Genomic DNA, 18,470 nt, shown 5'->3' on the forward strand with positions numbered 1-18,470 from the left:
TGTATAAGGGGGATTTTTTGTGAAAAAGTCAAAAAAAATGCTAGCTGGAGCAACTCTTGCGATTGGTGTTATAGCACCGCAAGTAATGCCAACAACAGCTCATGCAGATGAGAACACTGGGGAGAGTACAGTTAAGTTACGAATTCTAGAAACATCGGATATTCACGTTAACTTAATGAATTACGATTATTATCAAACGAAAACAGATAATAAAGTAGGCCTCGTGCAAACTGCAACACTCGTTAATAAAGCACGTGAAGAAGTGAAAAACTCTGTCCTATTTGATGATGGGGATGCATTACAAGGGACACCGCTTGGGGATTACGTAGCGAATAAAATAAAAGATCCGAAGAATCCTGTTGATCCTAACTATGTCCATCCATTATATCGTGTAATGAATTTAATGAAGTATGACGTCATCTCTCTTGGGAATCATGAATTTAACTATGGTTTAGATTATTTAAAGGAAGTGACTAGTAAAACAAAAATTCCGGTTATTAACTCGAATGTCTACAGAGATGACCATGATGGTAATGATGAGAATGACGAGCATTACTTTGATAGACCATATCATATTTTAGAGAAAGAAGTAGTGGATGAAGCAGGCCAAAAACAAATAGTGAAAATTGGTGTAATGGGATTTGTTCCACCACAAATTATGAATTGGGATAAAGCGAATTTAGAAGGACAAGTTAAAGCGAAAGATATAGTTGAAACAGCGAAGAAAATGGTACCAAAAATGAAAGCAGAAGGTGCAGATGTTATCGTTGCACTAGCTCATTCCGGTGTTGATAAAAGTGGATACAACGTTGGTATGGAAAACGCGTCGTATTATTTAACAGAGGTTCCTGACGTAGATGCAGTATTAATGGGACATTCACATACTGAAGTGCAGGATATATTTAATGGTGTTCCAGTTGTAATGCCTGGCGTTTTTGGCAGTAACTTAGGTATTATTGATATGCAATTGAAAAAGGTAAACGGAAAATGGGAAGTACAAAAAAAGGATCAACCTAAGCCAGCACTTCGTAAGATTGCTGATAGTAAAGGTAATCCGTTAGTACAGTCGGATCAAAAATTAGTTAATGAAATTAAAGATGAACATGAAAAGACAATCGAATATGTAAATACACCTGTAGGTGAAACGAAAGCACCAATTAATAGTTATTTTTCATTAGTACAAGATGATCCTTCCGTACAAATTGTGACAAATGCGCAAAAATGGTATGTAGAACAAGAACTTAAAAAACCAGAATACGAAAAGATTAAAGATATTCCAGTTTTATCTGCAGGAGCACCATTTAAAGCAGGTGGCCGAAACGGTGCGACATATTATACTGATATTCCAGCTGGAACGTTAGCAATTAAAAACGTTGCAGATTTATACGTGTATCCAAATACGTTATATGCTGTAAAAGTAAATGGGGCACAAGTGAAAGAATGGCTTGAAATGTCTGCAGGTCAGTTTAATCAAATTGATCCAAAGAAAACAGAAGAACAGCCGTTAGTAAATATAGGCTATCCTACATATAACTTCGATATTTTAGATGGCTTAAAATACGAAATTGATGTAACACAACCGGCGAAATACGATAAAGATGGAAAAGTTGTAAATGCAAATGCTAATCGTATTGTAAATATGACATATGAAGGTAAGCTAGTAGCTGACAAGCAAGAGTTTATCGTCGCTACAAATAACTATCGTGGAAGTAGCCAAACGTTCCCAGGTGTAAGTAAAGGGGAAGTTGTATACCAATCACAAGATGAAACACGTCAAATCATTGTGAAGTATATGCAAAAAATAAAAGATATTGATCCAGCAGCTGATCAAAATTGGACATTTAAACCGATTGTTGCAGATAAATTAAATACAACATTTGATTCTTCACCAAATGCACAAAAGTATATAAAGAAAGATGGAAAGATTTCATATGTTGGACCATCTGAAAATGAATTTGCGAAATATGCAATTGATATAACGAAGAAGAATGATGATAAAGAAACTGGTGAAGGAAATCCAACGACACCGCCAACAGGTGGTGGAGAAAATCCGACGACACCGCCAACAGGTAATGGAGAAAACCCAACACCACCAACAGAAGAAGGTAATAATGGTAATGAACCAAAGCAAGATGGAAATAATACCGGATCTGGACAAACTACAACAGATGATCAAAATACAAAAGAAACAACAACAACTGTAAGTGAAAATAAAGAAGCTGAAAAAGATGAACGTGATTTACCGAAAACAGGTGCAAGTATTGCTTCTACAATTGGAGCTGGTCTTGCGTTTGTTGGAGCGGGATTACTTATGTTATTTAGAAGAAAGAAAGCGAATAGATAGTCGAGAAATATAAAAAGGATTACCGATTTGGTAATCCTTTTTGTTATATTATGAAACTGGTACTGCTTTTTCTTTTTTCCATGAAAGGCCGAATCCAGTAAAGCCGACGATAATGGTTACGACTGGACACGCTAAACAGAAGATTGCGTATGGCAAGTAATCGAATGTTGGAACGCTAAGAACGTTTGTTAAGAATACGCCACTGACACCCCATGGTACGAGTGGATTAATTACTGTACCAGCATCTTCTAATACTCGTGATAAATTACGACGTTCTAAACCGACTTCATCGTATTTATTAGCGAATGCTTGTCCTGTTAAAACGATGGATAAGTACTGCTCACCAAGTAAGAAGTTTACACCAATTGCAGTTGAAGCAGTAGAAATAATTAAGCGTGTACTAGTTTTTACGAAGCTAGAGATAATATTCATCAGCTGCGCTATAATGCCCATTCCTTGTAATAATCCTCCCATACAAAGAGCTAGGAAAATAAGAGCAATTGACATCATCATACTTTGCAGGCCACCGCGAGATAATAAGCTATCAATATCTTTGATACCAGTTTTAGAAACGTAACCGTCTTGCATAATTTTCATTAAATCAGCTAAAGAAGTGCTAGGTTTAAAAATAAAGAGAATAATAATTCCTACCACAATTCCTGCAAGTAATGTTGGAACTGCGGGTACCTTTTTAAATGCGAATAGGAACAGTAATAAAATAGGAATAAGTGTAACGATAGAAATCGTTGCATTTTTTTCTAGTGTATTAATAAATGCTGAGAAATCAACGTTTCCACCAGATCCGCTTCCTAAAATGAAAAATGCGATAAATGCAATAATGAAAGCTGGCACTGTTGTCCAAAGCATGTTACGAATATGTTCAAATAAATCTACACCTGTTACAGCAGGCGCTAAGTTTGTTGTATCAGATAAAGGAGACATTTTATCTCCGAAGAATGCACCAGAAATAATTGCACCAGCAATAAGAGCTGGATCGTATCCAAGGGCAGTACCCATTCCCATAAAAGCAAGTCCTACAGTTGCAGCAGTTGTAAAAGCACTACCGATACTCGTTCCAACAATTGCACAAACAACAAAAACAGTTGGAACGAAAATTTTTGGAGATACAAGCTGGAAGCCGTATACCATTAAAGTCGGAATAGTTCCAGCTGCGATCCAAACGCTAATTAATACGCCTACAAGTAAGAAAATAAATATAGATGGAATACCAGCTGAAATACTACTAATCATCCCTTTCTCCATAGTAGACCAAGAGATTCTCTTCAGGAATCCAAATGCTAATAAAAGAACGATACCAAATAAAATTGGGATGTGTGGTGAAACTTCTAATTGAATAACACTAAAACCAATACAGAAAAAGATAAAAATTGTTAAAAGAACAGACTCAATTTTTGAAACCATTGTTTTCCCCTCCTAAGTAATGTAAAATAGCTCTTTTTTATATAAAATTCGCCAATATTGTATATTTCCTTCTAAAATTTAGAATTTTGTGACAAATTACCGGTAATTGTTAGTCCTTCTATATGATACGGAAATGATTGGATAAAAAAACGTCCCTGCATATAATTATGCAGGGACGAAGAAATCGCGGTACCACCCTAGCTTGTGAAATGAATGCGTCACAAAATAAAGGGTCATATGATATGCGCTTATAAAATAAAAAACGCCCCTGCAATATATGCAGGGACGAAAAATTCGCGGTACCACCCTAAATTGTGAAACAGTGTCGTTTCACCACTCTTTAGACATAACGGTCTATAACCGTCTTTCACTACTCCTCACGTTTCGTAAAAGAAGCTCCAGGGGGTAATTCATAATTCGCTCTGTACTGGTTCGCACCGACCACCAGCTCTCTGAAATCAGAAATCGAAATACTACTAAATCCTATCAACGCCGATTCATATGATGTTAGTTAAATTTTTATCATATTTTCATCTTACATGTCAATAAAAATATTAACTATTTTTTTAGGGAAATAAAGGAGAATTGTTTTTAACGCTGTAAAAATGTACGTTATAATGAATTTGAAAGGGGGAGGAAAGAGTGAAGAAAAAAATAATTCTTTTTACCACTTTATTAGTTATTGGAGGAAGTGCTGGAATTTACACAGCTTTTGCGGCTGAATCAGAGCAGTTGAAACAAAAGCAAATACAACAGTCAGAAGTGAAGAAAGTAAAAGAAATAGAAGAGAAGAAATCAATGGAAAAAGCAGCAGAAAAACTAGGAGTTTCTACTGAGGGGAAAACAAAAGAAGAGGTTACGAAAGAAGTGAATACCGCTAGGTTTGAGAAGCGTCATGATTTATTAATTGAGCACGCTAAGCAACTTGGAATTGATACAGAGGGAAAAAAAGATGAAGAAATTATTTTAGAAATTGGAAAGATACAGCATGGAAAGTAGAACAACTTATCGTATGATAAGTTGTTCTTTTTTAAGAACTATTTGATTTTAAAATAATTGACAGTCATTCGGATTTAATGTTAACTATATTTATAAACAAGTTAACATTAGGGGTGACAATTGTGACAATAAATAGTAGAACGATTGAAAAATCATCTTATACATATGAAGAATTAGCGGAGAAAAATAAAGCTTACGTATGGCACCCATTTACACAAATGAAAGATTATTTAGAAGAAGATCCTGTCATTATTGAACGTGGAGAGGGAAGAAAGCTATACGATGTAAATGGTAATGAATATTGGGATGGTGTTTCATCTATATGGTTAAATGTTCACGGACATCAAGTACCGGAATTAGATGAAGCAATTCGTGAGCAATTAAATAAAATTGCTCATTCTACTATGTTAGGACTTGCTAACGTTCCATCTATTTTATTAGCAGAAAAAATTATTGAGGTTGTACCAGATGGATTGAAGAAGGTATTCTATTCTGATTCAGGTTCTACCGCTGTTGAAATTGCAATTAAGATGGCTTTCCAATATTGGCAGCATAAAGGGAAACGAAAGAAACAAAGATTCGTTACATTAAAAGAAGCATATCACGGTGATACAATTGGAGCTGTTTCGGTAGGAGCAATAGACTTGTTTCACCAAGTGTATAGTTCGCTCTTATTTGATGCGATTAAAATGCCGTATCCATATACATATCGTTCTCCTTACGGAAATAATAAGGAGGAAATTGTAAAAAGCCATTTAGAAGAAATGGAAGAATTGTTGAAAGAAAAGCATGAAGAAGTAGCTGCCATCATTGTAGAGCCATTAATGCAAGGTGCTGGCGGGATGATTACAATGCCAAAAGGATATTTAAAAGGACTGCGCGATTTATGTACTAAGTACAATGTATTATTTATTACAGATGAGGTAGCGACTGGATTTGGGCGTACAGGGAAAATGTTTGCTTGTGAACATGAAAATGTGACGCCAGACATTTTAACTGCTGGGAAAGGTTTAACAGGTGGATATTTACCAATTGCAGTTACGGTAACAACAGATGAAATATATAATGCCTTCTTAGGAGAATATGAAGAACAAAAAACATTTTTCCATGGACATAGCTACACAGGTAATCCGTTAGGGTGTGCCGTAGCAATCGCGAATCTAGAACTATATGAAAAAACAAATTTAATAGAAGACGTGACACGTAAAACGGATTATGTGACAGCGCAATTAGAAAAGCTCTTTGCGTATAAACATGTAGGTGATATTCGTCAGTGCGGATTAATGGTTGGTATTGAGCTTGTGAAGAATAAGGAAACGAAAGAAGCGTTTGACTGGACAGAAAGAGTCGGTGTTCAAGTATGTAAACGCTCAAGAGAGCTGGGTATGATTTTACGACCGCTAGGTAACACGATTGTATTTATGCCACCACTTGCTTCTACTTTTGAAGAGATTGATGATATGTTACGCATTTTATATAAGGCAATCTCAGATGTTACGGAGGGAGAATAATGAGAGGTTTTTTCATAACAGCAACTGATACTGAAGTTGGAAAAACAGTAGTTGCAGGTGCTATAGCAGGTGTATTTAGAGAATTAGGATATAACGTAGGGGTATATAAACCGTTACAAAGTGGGCATGTTGCATCAAACCCTGAGGGAGATGCGGCAAGGTTAAAAGTACTATCAGGTGTACCGACACAAGAAAATGAAATTTGCCCTTATTCTATTGAAGAACCACTTGCTCCGAGACTTGCCATGAAAAGAGCTGGAAGAGTAGTAAAGTTAAAAGAAATTACTGATTGCTATAATGAACTATTAAAAGAGTTTAATAGCTTATTTGTAGAAGGAGCAGGTGGGCTTGCTGTCCCATATACAGAAGATGCTTTAGTAATTGATTTTGCAAAAGAATTACAGTTGCCTCTTATTGTAGTAGCTCGTCCTACATTAGGAACAGTAAATCATACAGTGTTAACGATTGCTTACGCAAAGGCGCATGGCTTAACCGTAGCGGGTGTCATTTTATCAGGTTGCAAAGAATGTGAAATGGAAAGAGTGCAAGAAAATAAAGAGATGATTGAAGAGCTGAGCGGGGTACCAGTTTTAGGATTATTACCATTCTTTGAAGGTGAGTTTACGAAAGAAGAAGTATTGGAATCTGCAAAAGAACATATTATGATTTCAAAATTAGAGGAGTTTATCCAAAATGAATCAAACGTGGCGGGCGCATCTTCAATCTAAATTACAACAATTACATGAGCAAGGGCAGTATCGAAATTTATATGTAACAGAGAAGGCAGAAGAGACTTGGCTTATTCGAGATAAAAAAAGGATGTTAAATTTAGCGTCAAATAATTATTTAGGGTTAGCTGGAGATGAAAGGTTAAAAGAAGCTGCTATTGCCTGTACAAAAAGATGTGGAACTGGAGCGACTGCCTCTCGTCTCGTTGTAGGAAATCATCCATTATATGAAGAGGTTGAGAGAAGCATATGTGACTGGAAAGGTACTGAAAGAGCTTTAATTGTAAATAGTGGGTATACGGCAAATATAGGTGCCATATCTTCTTTAGCCTCTCGGCACGATATTGTTTTTAGTGATAAGTTAAATCACGCAAGTATTGTTGATGGAATCATATTAAGCGGGGCAGAGCATAAAAGGTATCGTCATAATGATTTGGATCATTTAGAGAAGCTGTTGAAAACAGCGTCACCTGAAAAGCGGAAATTAATCGTAACTGATACCATTTTTAGTATGGATGGTGATACTGCTTATTTGAGAGATTTAGTACAGCTGAAAGAGAAATACGGGGCAATCATTATAGTCGATGAAGCACATGCGAGTGGAATATATGGAATCGGCGGAGCTGGGTTATCTCATATAGAAAAAAATCTTGCTCAAAAAATTGATATACATATGGGGACGTTTAGCAAGGCTTTAGGGTGTTATGGTGCGTATTTGACAGGTGATGAAATTTATATAGAGTATTTACAAAATATGATGAGAAGCTTTATTTTTACTACAGCTTTACCACCAAGTACGTTAGGAGCAGTGCAAAAAGCAATTGAAATTGTAAAAGAAGATAATGAAAGAAGAGAGAACCTTATAGCAAACGGAGAATACTTCAGAACTAAATTAAGGGATGCTGGTTTTGATATTGGGAATAGTTCAACTCATATTGTACCGATTGTAGTCGGTTCAAATGAACATGCTTTACGATTTAGTAAAAGGTTGCAAGAGGCAGGGATTGCGGCTATTGCAATTCGTCCGCCAACTGTGCCGGTTCATAGCTCTCGAATTCGCTTTGCAGTTACATCGCAACATACAATAGATGATTTAAAATGGGCTATTGACCGAATTATTCACATTGCGAAAGAAGAGGAGATTTTCGTATGAACGAGCTAAAGATTATTTTTATCCCAGGATGGGGAATGGAAGAGAATATTTGGGATTTAGTATTTCCGTATTTTAAAGGATACCCTGTTCAAAGCATAGATTGGCGTAATGTGAAAGAACGAAGTGAATTTGCGGAACGAATTGTAGATGTAGCGCATAATGACAACGTAATTTTAGTTGGATGGTCACTAGGAGCGTTAGCAGCAGTTGAAGCTTATAAAAAGATTCAGGCAAAAGGCATCGTATTAATTGGTGGTACTGCTAAATTTACAAATACGAGCGACTACAGTAACGGATGGAATGCTTTGCATGTAGAACGGCTGAAAAGGAATTTGGCGAGAAGGAAAGAAGATACGCTCAAGCGGTTTTATGAAAATATGTTTACGAAAGATGAGCTAAAAGAGAATAAAAACTTTGAAGACATTGTAAACCGTTTTAAAGGTGATTCTATTCAGTCTTTACAACTAGGTTTGGATTATTTAATAGAAACAGATATGAGAGAAGAACTAAAAGAAATTAAAGTACCTATACTACTTATTCACGGAGAACAGGATGTAATATGCCCATTGTCTGCGGCACGTAGTATGACGGAGAATAGCAGCAGCGAGCTGAAAGTAGTAAGTGATGCAGGGCATGCGTTATGTGTGACGAATTTTGAATATTGCGCAAATGAGATAATTCAATTTATAGAGGGGATACGACATGATCAACAAAACGTTACTACAAAAACGGTTTAATGGGGCAGCCGTATCTTACGATCGATATGCAAATGTACAAAAAAAGATGGCACATTCATTACTTTCAATCTTAAAGGAACGATATAGTGAAACGGCATCAATACGTATTTTAGAACTGGGGTGCGGGACGGGGTATGTAACAGAGCAATTATCAAAGTTATTTCCGAAAGCACATATTACAGCAGTTGATTTTGCTGAAAGTATGATTGCAATTGCGCAAACTAGACAAAATGTAAAAAATGTAACGTTTCACTGTGAAGATATTGAGCGATTACGATTAGAAGAATCATATGATGTCATTATTTCAAATGCTACATTTCAATGGTTAAATAATTTACAACAAGTGTTAAGAAATTTATTTCAACATTTGTCTATAGATGGGATATTACTCTTTTCAACGTTTGGACATGAAACATTTCAAGAATTGCATGCTTCGTTCCAACGTGCGAAAGAAGAAAGAAATATAAAAAATGAAACATCGATTGGTCAACGTTTTTATTCGAAAGATCAGTTGCTTCATATATGCAAGATAGAAACAGGGGATGTGCATGTTTCTGAAACATGTTACATAGAGAGTTTTACAGAAGTTAAGGAATTTCTACATTCTATTCGAAAAGTAGGAGCGACTAATAGCAATGAAGGATCATATTGTCAAAGTCCCTCACTCTTTCGTGCGATGCTGCGCATATACGAAAGAGACTTCACGGGAAATGAAGGGATAATGGCAACGTATCATGCTTTATTTATGCATATAACAAAAGAGGGGAAGAGATGAAATGAAACAAGTACAAACAAAAAGGGATTGGAAAAAACTTGCATACGACGTAGTGGAAGAGAAAATGATTACGAAAGAAGATGCAATAGCGATATTAGAAGCTGATGATACAGAAGTTTTAGAAATTATGAATGCAGCTTACATTATTCGCCATCATCACTTTGGTAAGAAAGTAAAATTGAATATGATTATTAATACGAAATCTGGATTATGTCCTGAAGATTGTGGATATTGCTCACAGTCTATTATTTCAGAAGCACCAATTGATAAATATGCATGGTTAACGCAGGAGAAGATTGTAGAAGGGGCACATGAAGCAATACGCCGTAAAGCAGGTACATATTGTATTGTAGCGTCTGGTCGTCGTCCGACGGATAAAGAGGTAAATCACGTAATTGGAGCAGTTAAGGAAATTCGTGAAACGACAGACTTGAAGATTTGTTGTTGTTTAGGTTTCTTAAATGAAGATCAAGCAGGACGTTTAGCGGAAGCGGGCGTGCATCGTTATAACCACAACTTAAATACACATGAAAATAATTACGATAGTATTTGTTCAACTCATACGTATGATGATCGTGTTGATACAGTTCAAAAAGCGAAACAAGCGGGCATTTCTCCATGCTCTGGAGCGATTTTTGGCATGGGAGAAACAATTGAAGAGCGTGCTGAAATTGCATTTGAATTACAACGTATAGATGCAGATTCTATCCCTTGTAATTTCCTTGTTGCTGTAAAGGGAACACCTCTTGAAGGACAAAAAGAGTTAACGCCAGTAGAATGTTTAAAAGTACTGGCAATGATGCGTTTTGTAAACCCGACAAAAGAAATTCGTATTTCAGGAGGACGTGAAATCAATTTACGTTCTGTACAGCCAATCGGTTTATTTGCAGCAAATTCTATTTTTGTCGGGGACTACTTAACGACAGCTGGACAAGAGCCGACTGCAGACTGGGGTATGATTGCAGATTTAGGATTTGAGATTGAAGAGTGTGCATTATAAGATAGATGAAAAAGCAAACTTGTAAAAGGGTTTGCTTTTTTTGTAAATAAAATGTAATAAATAGTTGTGAACGCTTGATATTATTGGTTTTTGAGCGGAAAAAAGAATTTTTGTGGACGAATTTTCCAAGCCCTAGTTGTACATAGTAAATATGTAATTTATATTGGGTTGGAGGATTTTACATGTACAAATACATATTAGCGATTATGACTTGTTTAATTTTAATAAAAGCAATAAGTTCTGATCCAGTTAAGGCTGCTGAAAATCCTGAACAAAAAGAGATGCAACAAAGAATCGAACAACACTTTCGAACGAAAGCTGAACATTTTGGATTGAAAACGGAAGGAAAAGATTTAAAGGAAGTTAGAAAAGAAATTACTATTATAGAAGAAGCGAAAAAAAGAGAGAATGTATGGAGAACAGCACAAGCTCTTCATATAAAAACAGAAGGAAAAACGATGAATGAATTAATAAAAGATGTACAAAAAAAGGTGAAAAAATAAAAAGAGGCCGAAGCCTCTTTTTTTATGCCCATTGTTTTGATAAGTGAGCCATTTCAATTGCAGCAACAGCTGATTCATATCCTTTATTACCAGCTTTCGTACCTGCGCGTTCAATCGCTTGTTCAATTGTTTCTGTCGTTAATACGCCGAAAATAACTGGGATGTCCATTTGTAGTGATAAAGACGCAACACCTTTTGCTACTTCATTACAAACGTAATCGTAGTGAGTTGTAGCACCTCGGATTACAGTACCTAATGTAATAACAGCATCATACTTTCCGCTACTAGCCATCTTTTTAGCGATTAAAGGAATTTCAAATGCACCAGGAACCCAAGCAACATCAATATCATTTTCTTCTACACCGTGACGCTTTAATCCGTCTAAAGCGCCGCCAAGTAACTTACTTGTAATAAATTCGTTAAAACGTCCAACAACAACTCCAACTTTTAATCCTGTACCAACTAAATGACCTTCGAATACCATAATAAATCTCTCCTTTAATTATAAGTTTAGTAAGTGTCCTAATTTGTTTACTTTCGTTTGTAAATACGATTTATTCTCTTCTTTTGCTGGCATTTGCAACGGTACACGCTCGACTACTTCTAAATCGTAACCTTGTAAGCCAGCAATTTTTCTTGGGTTATTCGTTAATAATCGTAAACTTTGTAAACCTAAATCTTTTAATATTTGTGCTCCGATACCGTAATCACGAAGATCAGCAGGGAAGCCGAGTTTTTCATTTGCTTCTACAGTATCGAATCCTTCTTCTTGTAATTTATAAGCACGAAGCTTATTAAGAAGCCCAATGCCTCTTCCTTCTTGTCTCATATAAAGAAGAACACCTTTTCCTTCACGCTCAATTTGAGCAAGTGCTGCATGGAGTTGTGGTCCGCAATCGCAGCGATGTGAACCGAATACATCTCCTGTTAAGCATTCAGAATGAACACGCACAAGTACCGGTTCACCTATTGAAATATCACCTTTTACAAGTGCGATATGTTCTTTCGTATCTAATGAGTTAGAATAGCCAATTGCGTGGAAAGTACCGAAATCTGTAGGTAATGTAATTTCCACCTCTCTCGTCACAAGTGTTTCATGATGGCGGCGGTAAGCAATTAAATCTTCTATTGTAATCATTTTTATATCAAATTGTTTTGCGCATTCTATTAAATCAGGTACACGTGCCATCGTGCCGTCCTCATTTATAATCTCGCAAATAACTCCAGCTGGTTCGGCACCGCATAGCTTCGCTAAATCAACAGCAGCTTCTGTATGACCTGCACGACGCAGGACACCGCCTTCTTTCGCAATTAATGGAAAGATATGTCCAGGTCGATTGAAATCAGCGCCTTTTGATGCGGGGTTTAACAATTCTTGTATCGTAGTTGCACGTTCGTGAGCGCTAATCCCTGTTGTTGTAGAAACATGGTCAATGCTCACTGTAAACGCAGTATGATGTGAATCTGTATTATGAGATACCATTGGTTCTAATTGTAGACGTTCTGCGTACCCTGCTGTAATCGGTACACAAACGAGACCACGGCCATGTGTAATCATAAAATTAATTGTTTCTGGTGTAATGTACTCTGCTAAAGCAATAAAATCGCCTTCATTTTCTCGGTTTTCATCATCACATACGATAACGACTTTACCTTGTTTTAAATCTTCTAGAGCTTCTTCAATACGATGAAACATTATGCTTCCCCCTTATAGAAATCCGTTTTCTTGTAAAAAGCTTTCAGTCATTGAACCTACTCGTTTTGTAGGTTTAGTAATAAAGCGTTCGATATATTTACCAATCATGTCACACTCAATGTTTACGATATCTCCGGCATTTTTTTCTCCAATGACAGATTCGCTTACTGTGTGCGGGATGAGTGAAATCGTTATGGAAGATTCGTCTATATCAAATATCGTTAAACTCGTTCCATCAACAGCAATGGATCCTTTATGCAAACAATAGCGCAGCAGTTCATAAGAAATTGCTATTTTGTAATAGACGGCATTGTAATGTTGTTTTTTATTTAAAATCGTTCCGATGCCATCAATATGTCCTGAAACGAAATGTCCACCGAATCGTCCGTTTGCAGCCATTGCTCGCTCTAAATTTACTTTAGAGTGCGGTTTAAGCATGCGAAGTGATGTCGACTGCATCGTTTCAGGCATTGCATCAACTGTAAATGAATTAGTTGTAAAGCTTGTTACAGTTAAGCAAATACCGTTCACCGCGATACTATCACCTAAGTGAACATCTGATAAAATTTTCTTTGCATGAATCGTTAATTTCATCGCTTCTCCGCTTTGTTGCATGTTTGCTATCGTTCCTAATTCGTCTACAATTCCTGTAAACATTCCGTCACCTCGTTTCGGGCATTCGCAACAATTTTTATATCATCACCAATTTGTTTCATCTCTTGAATTTTCAAGGAAAGCGCATCTTGTAATTTTGAAAAACCATTTCCTCCAAATAAAGTAGGAGCATCTTTCCCACCAATTAATTTCGGGCTTATATAGGTTACAATTTCATTAAAATTGTTTGTTTTTAAGAAACTTGCATGAATCGATTGGCCACCTTCAACGAATAGAGAAAGAATTTGTTTTTCTCCAAGAAAGGAAAGAAGGTCCTCAATTTCTATATGCTTCGTTTCCATTTGGAATATAGCTATATTTTTAGATTCATAAGAAGATATCTTCTCTTTCTTTACATCCTTACCGACAATAATCCATGTCGGTGCTAAACCATCTGTTATAACATGAGAAGATGGTGGTGTTCGTAAATGGGTATCTAAAACAACGCGAATAGGATGTTTCCCACCATTTGGAATTCTTGTTGTTAAATGAGGATTATCAGCTATAACTGTATTCACTCCAACAAGAATTGCATCATGTATATGGCGATATTGGTGAACATCAGCACGTGCTTCTTCACCTGTAATCCACTTACTTTCACCAGTTACAGTTGCTGTTTTTCCATCTAAGCTCATCGCTGTTTTGATTGTTACAAAAGGGCGTTTCGTTTTCATGTAGTGAAAAAAGTAGCGATTTAATAAAACTGCTTCTGCTTCAAGAACACCGGTAGTTACTTCAATTCTAGCTTCCTCTAATCTTCTTTTTCCGTTACCAGAAACGAGCGGATTACAATCGAGAGTAGCAATTACAACACGCTTAACTCCTTTTTCGATGAGCAATTCACAACAAGGTGGTGTTTTTCCAAAGTGGCTACACGGTTCCAGTGTTACATAAACGGTAGCGTCTTTGGCGTTCTGACCAGCCATTTGAAGGGCATGAACTTCTGCGTGTTCTTCACCAGCCCGTAAATGAGCCCCCATACCAACGATGTTTCCATCTTTTACAACAACAGCACCAACCATAGGATTTGGACTTGTTTGTCCTGATGTTCCTTCTGCTAACTGCAGGGCAATCCTCATATATTCTTGATCTGTCATTTTCTTCACCTCTCCTAAAAAAATCAAAAAACCCCAAGGATTTAATATCCTTGGGGTTTGGGAGACGTGATTTCTAGAAATATAGTTTGAATACGAAAGCATAGGAAAGAAACCTAACGATAATTGATATTTCTGCATAAGGAAAAAACCTAGCAAAATATCGAATTTTTAAACGCTAGTTGTCTCTTTTTATTTCAGTATAAAAAATAAGTATAGAAAATTAAACATATATAAAGAATCAAAATGAATCTTTAAAAATATGCATACTGAAATAAAAGTGTATTCACTATATAAAAAACTAGAAACATATCCTTCTCCCATCCAGACTATACTGTCGGCCCTAGAGTTTCACTAGATCCACCGTTTTCGAGTTGAAAACGGGTCACGGACTTAGAAGTTTTCACTTCATCACCGCCGGTTGGGAATTTCACCCGACCCCGAAGGATGCTGTTTGCTCAAATTATAGCACAAAAAAAATAAAAGGCTAGTAAAAAATATTCGAATGTGAAGAATTGTGTGAAAATATATGCAGGCTGGAATGGAAATAAAAGTATTAGAAATGTTGTAAGGAGAAGGGATATAACGGAGTTGCTAAAAAGAAAAAACATGCACAAAAAAATGTGCATGTCACATGTAAAATTATTCTGCCTCTGGTGCTCTAACAACAGACTCGAATTTACCTTTATGCGAAGCGTCGCAATAAGGCATATTTTTTGATAAACCACAACGGCATAAAGAAAATGCCGGTTTTGCTGGGAATACATTCCCTTGTGAGTCGACTAATTCCACGTCCCCTGTAACGCGAAAAGAGCCATTATCATTTACTTTAATTTGTACTTTTGCCAACGTTATCCCTCCTTCCCAAACGCTTAATTTCATCATATAATCAAGGGAAGTGCTTGGCAATATAAAGTGAAACTTTAATTAGTGGGGGAGGCATCCCCCACTAATTATTATTTGAACCAATCGGGCTTTTAGGGGCAGTTAATCTCCCGCCTAACTTCTTTGTTTCAGCCGAATTTTGAGGTGGGAGTTTTACTGCCCACAAATAGCGGGGAAAAAAGAGCACTTTGTTTGAGAAAGAAGAGAGTGTTATAATAGTTTTCATAACTGACTAGAGTAAGGTGACGAGAGATGGATAAACAATTACATACATTACGAAACATTGCAAATGAGCGCACGTGGGCATCATTTTTGAATGATAATCATCCATATAGTTTGTTACATTGGTCCATTGCAGGTGTAGGGCAAGAGGTAAAGGATGTTTGGTTACTTCAAGATGAAGTAACATTTCAAACGACAGAATTTCCAACGTTAGATGATGCAATGCAATGGATTTCTGAAAATATGGAACAAGTTACAGACGTTTTAGCGCAATAAAAAAACAGGCTTATGCAAGCCTGTTTTTTGTTTCTTTCACATATGTGTTTAAAAATTGATCGATGGCTGCTTCGTACTCTTCTTTATTTTCGTTATAAGAGCAAGCGTGTGCACCGTGTTCTGCAATATAAAGTTGCTTATTATTTTCTTTCGCTTCATATAACGCTTTTGTCATATCAGCTAAAATATAGTCGTCATCTTTACTATGAATAAAGAGAACGGGATTGTTAATGTTTTTTATACAGTCGATTGGTGAAACTTCACGAATTGTATAACCGTCACGAACTTTTAAAAATGCGTTTGCTAAAGGTAATAAAGGCCATTTTGGTAAATGGAATTCAACCTTTAAACGGTGCTGTAATTGTCCGTGAAAATCAGAGAAAGGACAATCTGCAATATAGAAATCAGCGCCATCTTCTACAAGTCCTGCGTATTGAAGAATTGTTGCGGCTCCCATAGATTCACCATGAATACCAAGTGTAATATTGGTTCCAAAACGGTTTTTTAGCCAGTCAACTACGGATTTCAAATCATGCTTTTCATAGTATCCATAGCTTGTTGTTTTTCCGCCAGTTTTACCATGACGACGATGATCGTAAATGAGGACATTATATCCCCTTTTTAAGAATAAGTTTGCATATTTTACAGAGTTTATTTTATTTACAGTTACACCGTGGCAAAAAACCATAAACTTATTGGAATGACCAGCAGGAATGTAATATCCGTGAAGGTCGTATCCGAATTGTGAAGGGATATGAATTTCTTCTTTATGAAGAGCATCAAAATCCTCTATACGAAAATGTTTTTTCGTTTCTCTTTCGAGTACTTCTTCCTCTGTTTTTTTCTTTAAGTACATCACTTTATTTGTAAAGAAAATCCCAAGGGCAGTTATTGCACCTAGTATAGTAAACAATGCTGCAAAAAAACGTTTCATACTTTACCTCATCCTCCAAATACCGTTACATGTGATACACTTATATTGTATCACAATGATATAAAAGGGGAGAAATAGGAAATGCTGCATATACAAAAAATTACGCCAGCGATGAAAGAAACAATCCGAATGTTCATGTGTAAGAACTGGGGAAGTTCATTGATGGTTTCACGTGGTAAGGGACATCAGTTAGAAGAGTTGCCAGGATTTGTTGCGCTCTCAGATGACAGAATAATCGGAATTATAACGTATGAAGTGACCGGAAATATGTGTGAAATTGTATCGCTAGATAGCTTTGAAGAAAGAAAAGGAATAGGGACGAAACTTGTGGATTGTGTATTACAAGTTGCAGAAGAAGAGCGGTGCAGACAGGTTTGGCTTATTACAACAAATGATAATATGAATGCGTTACGATTTTACCAAAAACGTAATTTTGTAATGACTAATTTATATGTGAATGCGGTAGAGGAGGCACGAAAAATAAAGAAAGAAATTCCACGTATTGGATATGATAATATCCAAATTTTACATGAAATTCAGTTGGAGTATCATTTAGTTAAATGATGTAACAATTTTCAGAAATATGAGTTATTAATCTTGACGGATAGTGTAATTTAGGTTACCGTAAAATTGTAATCTATTACCATATTAAGGGGTGACGATGTGGCAACTATACGTGATGTTGCAAAATTGGCAGGTGTTTCAGTCGCAACCGTTTCACGAGTTATTAATGAAAAAGGATACGTTCATGAGGACACAGTAAAACAAGTAAAGGAAGCAATTGAAGAATTACGTTATAGGCCAAACAGTGCAGCGAAGCCACTATTTAAAGAGAATTCAACGATAATTGCATTACTTGTAGATAATTTATGTAACCAATCAAACATCACTTTGCTACATTGTATTGAGGAAATAGCATATAAAGAAGGCTATCAAATCATTATTTGTAATATAGAGAATAAAGATAGATACATACATATGCTGGAGCAAAATAACATTGCAGGTGTTATTTTGACGAGAGCAGTTTTTAAAAGTGTAGGAGAAATTCCATTTCCGTTTGTTGTGATCGATGAGCAACAATCACATAGAAATTATTATGAAAGTGGACAGAGAGCTGTTTCTTTATTAAAAGAGAAAGGGTGTCACTTTCTTGCATATTTCGGTGAGGGAGAAGAAAGTGAAGAAATGGAAGATTATATAGCAGGGTTTTTAGACGCTGTTTGGGATGAAGGAATCTCTTATCGAGAAGAATGTGTACAAGGGTATACAAATAAACAATTTATTACATTATTGCAAAACAATCCGTATATAGATGGAATTGTAACCTCAAGTGATCAGATTGCTATTGAGTTAATTCGGTCAGCGAGATTTCTAAATATACATATACCAGATAAATTAAAAATTGTTGGACCTAATGGGAGCATAGAGTGTGAATGGATAGGTTCATCACTACCGGCAATTGAAAGCTATGTCAAAGATAATGGAAAATTAGCTTTTCAACAATTAAAAGGAAAAATAAAAAAGTAAAAGGTGCGTT

Annotated in this window: 19 protein-coding genes, 1 riboswitch and 1 other annotated feature; of the genes, 12 read left to right on the forward strand and 7 right to left on the reverse strand. The window is 36.2% G+C overall.

Annotation, left to right across the window (positions count from 1 at the left end; all coding sequences use genetic code 11):
- Window positions 1-19 precede the first annotated feature (19 nt).
- The gene (gene cpdB, locus OXT04_RS15650) at window positions 20-2,344 is read left to right on the forward strand and encodes a bifunctional 2',3'-cyclic-nucleotide 2'-phosphodiesterase/3'-nucleotidase (RefSeq protein WP_267415753.1); all 2,325 of its coding nucleotides are present in this window, start codon (window positions 20-22) and stop codon (window positions 2,342-2,344) included.
- 48 nt (window positions 2,345-2,392) lie between these two features.
- Here the strand turns inward: cpdB and nhaC are convergent, their stop codons facing one another.
- Complete coding sequence (gene nhaC, locus OXT04_RS15655; protein WP_000253737.1) at window positions 2,393-3,766, reverse strand: Na+/H+ antiporter NhaC; 1,374 nt, start codon at window positions 3,764-3,766, stop codon at window positions 2,393-2,395.
- A gap of 278 nt (window positions 3,767-4,044) precedes the next feature.
- Window positions 4,045-4,265, reverse strand: a binding site (T-box leader).
- A gap of 143 nt (window positions 4,266-4,408) precedes the next feature.
- Between nhaC and OXT04_RS15660 the strand changes: the two genes are divergently transcribed.
- The 8 genes from OXT04_RS15660 (at window position 4,409) to OXT04_RS15695 (ending at window position 11,172) form a co-directional block, all read left to right on the forward strand.
- Entirely contained in the window at window positions 4,409-4,765 is a 357-nt protein-coding gene (locus OXT04_RS15660) for a hypothetical protein (protein WP_000726902.1), read from the forward strand.
- 77 nt (window positions 4,766-4,842) lie between these two features.
- Entirely contained in the window at window positions 4,843-6,276 is a 1,434-nt protein-coding gene (bioA, locus tag OXT04_RS15665) for an adenosylmethionine--8-amino-7-oxononanoate transaminase (protein ID WP_139213261.1), read from the forward strand.
- A complete protein-coding gene (gene bioD, locus OXT04_RS15670; protein WP_267415766.1) occupies window positions 6,276-7,004 on the forward strand; it encodes a dethiobiotin synthase in 729 nt (242 codons plus the stop codon). Before bioA ends, bioD begins: the two co-directional genes overlap by 1 nt.
- Complete coding sequence (gene bioF, locus OXT04_RS15675; protein ID WP_001077298.1) at window positions 6,970-8,157, forward strand: 8-amino-7-oxononanoate synthase; 1,188 nt, start codon at window positions 6,970-6,972, stop codon at window positions 8,155-8,157. Before bioD ends, bioF begins: the two co-directional genes overlap by 35 nt.
- Complete coding sequence (locus OXT04_RS15680) at window positions 8,154-8,894, forward strand: alpha/beta fold hydrolase (protein ID WP_090977115.1); 741 nt, start codon at window positions 8,154-8,156, stop codon at window positions 8,892-8,894. Before bioF ends, OXT04_RS15680 begins: the two co-directional genes overlap by 4 nt.
- Window positions 8,860-9,669 carry a malonyl-ACP O-methyltransferase BioC gene (gene bioC / locus OXT04_RS15685; protein ID WP_000608912.1) on the forward strand — a complete coding sequence of 270 codons (810 nt, stop codon included), beginning with the start codon at window positions 8,860-8,862 and terminating at the stop codon, window positions 9,667-9,669. Before OXT04_RS15680 ends, bioC begins: the two co-directional genes overlap by 35 nt.
- A gap of 1 nt (window position 9,670) precedes the next feature.
- Window positions 9,671-10,669 (forward strand): biotin synthase, encoded by a 999-nt coding sequence (gene bioB, locus OXT04_RS15690; RefSeq protein WP_000815858.1) that lies wholly within the window; start codon window positions 9,671-9,673, stop codon window positions 10,667-10,669.
- A 182-nt stretch (window positions 10,670-10,851) separates the two neighbouring features.
- A complete protein-coding gene (locus tag OXT04_RS15695) occupies window positions 10,852-11,172 on the forward strand; it encodes a hypothetical protein (RefSeq protein WP_000280032.1) in 321 nt (106 codons plus the stop codon).
- A 22-nt stretch (window positions 11,173-11,194) separates the two neighbouring features.
- On the opposite strand, the gene ribH is transcribed toward OXT04_RS15695, so the two are convergent.
- The 5 genes from ribH to OXT04_RS15720 all read right to left on the reverse strand — a co-directional run bounded on the left by ribH (window position 11,195) and on the right by OXT04_RS15720 (window position 15,465).
- A complete protein-coding gene (gene ribH, locus OXT04_RS15700; RefSeq protein ID WP_000230895.1) occupies window positions 11,195-11,656 on the reverse strand; it encodes a 6,7-dimethyl-8-ribityllumazine synthase in 462 nt (153 codons plus the stop codon).
- A gap of 18 nt (window positions 11,657-11,674) precedes the next feature.
- Complete coding sequence (gene ribBA, locus OXT04_RS15705; RefSeq protein WP_000468981.1) at window positions 11,675-12,868, reverse strand: bifunctional 3,4-dihydroxy-2-butanone 4-phosphate synthase/GTP cyclohydrolase II; 1,194 nt, start codon at window positions 12,866-12,868, stop codon at window positions 11,675-11,677.
- Between the two features lie 12 nt (window positions 12,869-12,880).
- On the reverse strand, window positions 12,881-13,525 hold the full coding sequence (gene ribE / locus OXT04_RS15710) for a riboflavin synthase subunit alpha (protein ID WP_267415773.1): 645 nt from the start codon (window positions 13,523-13,525) through the stop codon (window positions 12,881-12,883).
- The gene (gene ribD, locus OXT04_RS15715; protein WP_000131984.1) at window positions 13,507-14,619 is read right to left on the reverse strand and encodes a bifunctional diaminohydroxyphosphoribosylaminopyrimidine deaminase/5-amino-6-(5-phosphoribosylamino)uracil reductase RibD; all 1,113 of its coding nucleotides are present in this window, start codon (window positions 14,617-14,619) and stop codon (window positions 13,507-13,509) included. The genes ribE and ribD overlap by 19 nt, the downstream gene beginning before the upstream one ends.
- A gap of 305 nt (window positions 14,620-14,924) precedes the next feature.
- Window positions 14,925-15,068, reverse strand: a riboswitch (FMN riboswitch).
- A 190-nt stretch (window positions 15,069-15,258) separates the two neighbouring features.
- Window positions 15,259-15,465, reverse strand: coding sequence for a CDGSH iron-sulfur domain-containing protein (locus tag OXT04_RS15720; protein WP_001151582.1), 207 nt, complete (start codon window positions 15,463-15,465; stop codon window positions 15,259-15,261).
- A 288-nt stretch (window positions 15,466-15,753) separates the two neighbouring features.
- Here OXT04_RS15720 and OXT04_RS15725 point away from each other — a divergent pair, with 288 nt between their 5' ends.
- Window positions 15,754-15,999, forward strand: coding sequence for a DUF2552 family protein (locus OXT04_RS15725; RefSeq protein ID WP_000360796.1), 246 nt, complete (start codon window positions 15,754-15,756; stop codon window positions 15,997-15,999).
- A 10-nt stretch (window positions 16,000-16,009) separates the two neighbouring features.
- On the opposite strand, the gene OXT04_RS15730 is transcribed toward OXT04_RS15725, so the two are convergent.
- Window positions 16,010-16,933: an alpha/beta hydrolase gene (locus OXT04_RS15730; protein WP_000819228.1), complete on the reverse strand. Its 924-nt coding sequence runs from the start codon at window positions 16,931-16,933 to the stop codon at window positions 16,010-16,012.
- Window positions 16,934-17,014: 81 nt separating this feature from the next.
- Between OXT04_RS15730 and OXT04_RS15735 the strand changes: the two genes are divergently transcribed.
- The gene (locus OXT04_RS15735) at window positions 17,015-17,497 is read left to right on the forward strand and encodes a GNAT family N-acetyltransferase (protein WP_098532726.1); all 483 of its coding nucleotides are present in this window, start codon (window positions 17,015-17,017) and stop codon (window positions 17,495-17,497) included.
- A 99-nt stretch (window positions 17,498-17,596) separates the two neighbouring features.
- Window positions 17,597-18,460: a LacI family DNA-binding transcriptional regulator gene (locus OXT04_RS15740; protein WP_000201343.1), complete on the forward strand. Its 864-nt coding sequence runs from the start codon at window positions 17,597-17,599 to the stop codon at window positions 18,458-18,460.
- The last annotated feature ends 10 nt before the right edge of the window (window positions 18,461-18,470 follow it).

The organism is Bacillus sp. GC_Bacil_1 (assembly GCF_026540675.1).
In the GTDB taxonomy this organism is placed as follows: Bacteria; Bacillota; Bacilli; order Bacillales; family Bacillaceae_G; genus Bacillus_A; species Bacillus_A cereus.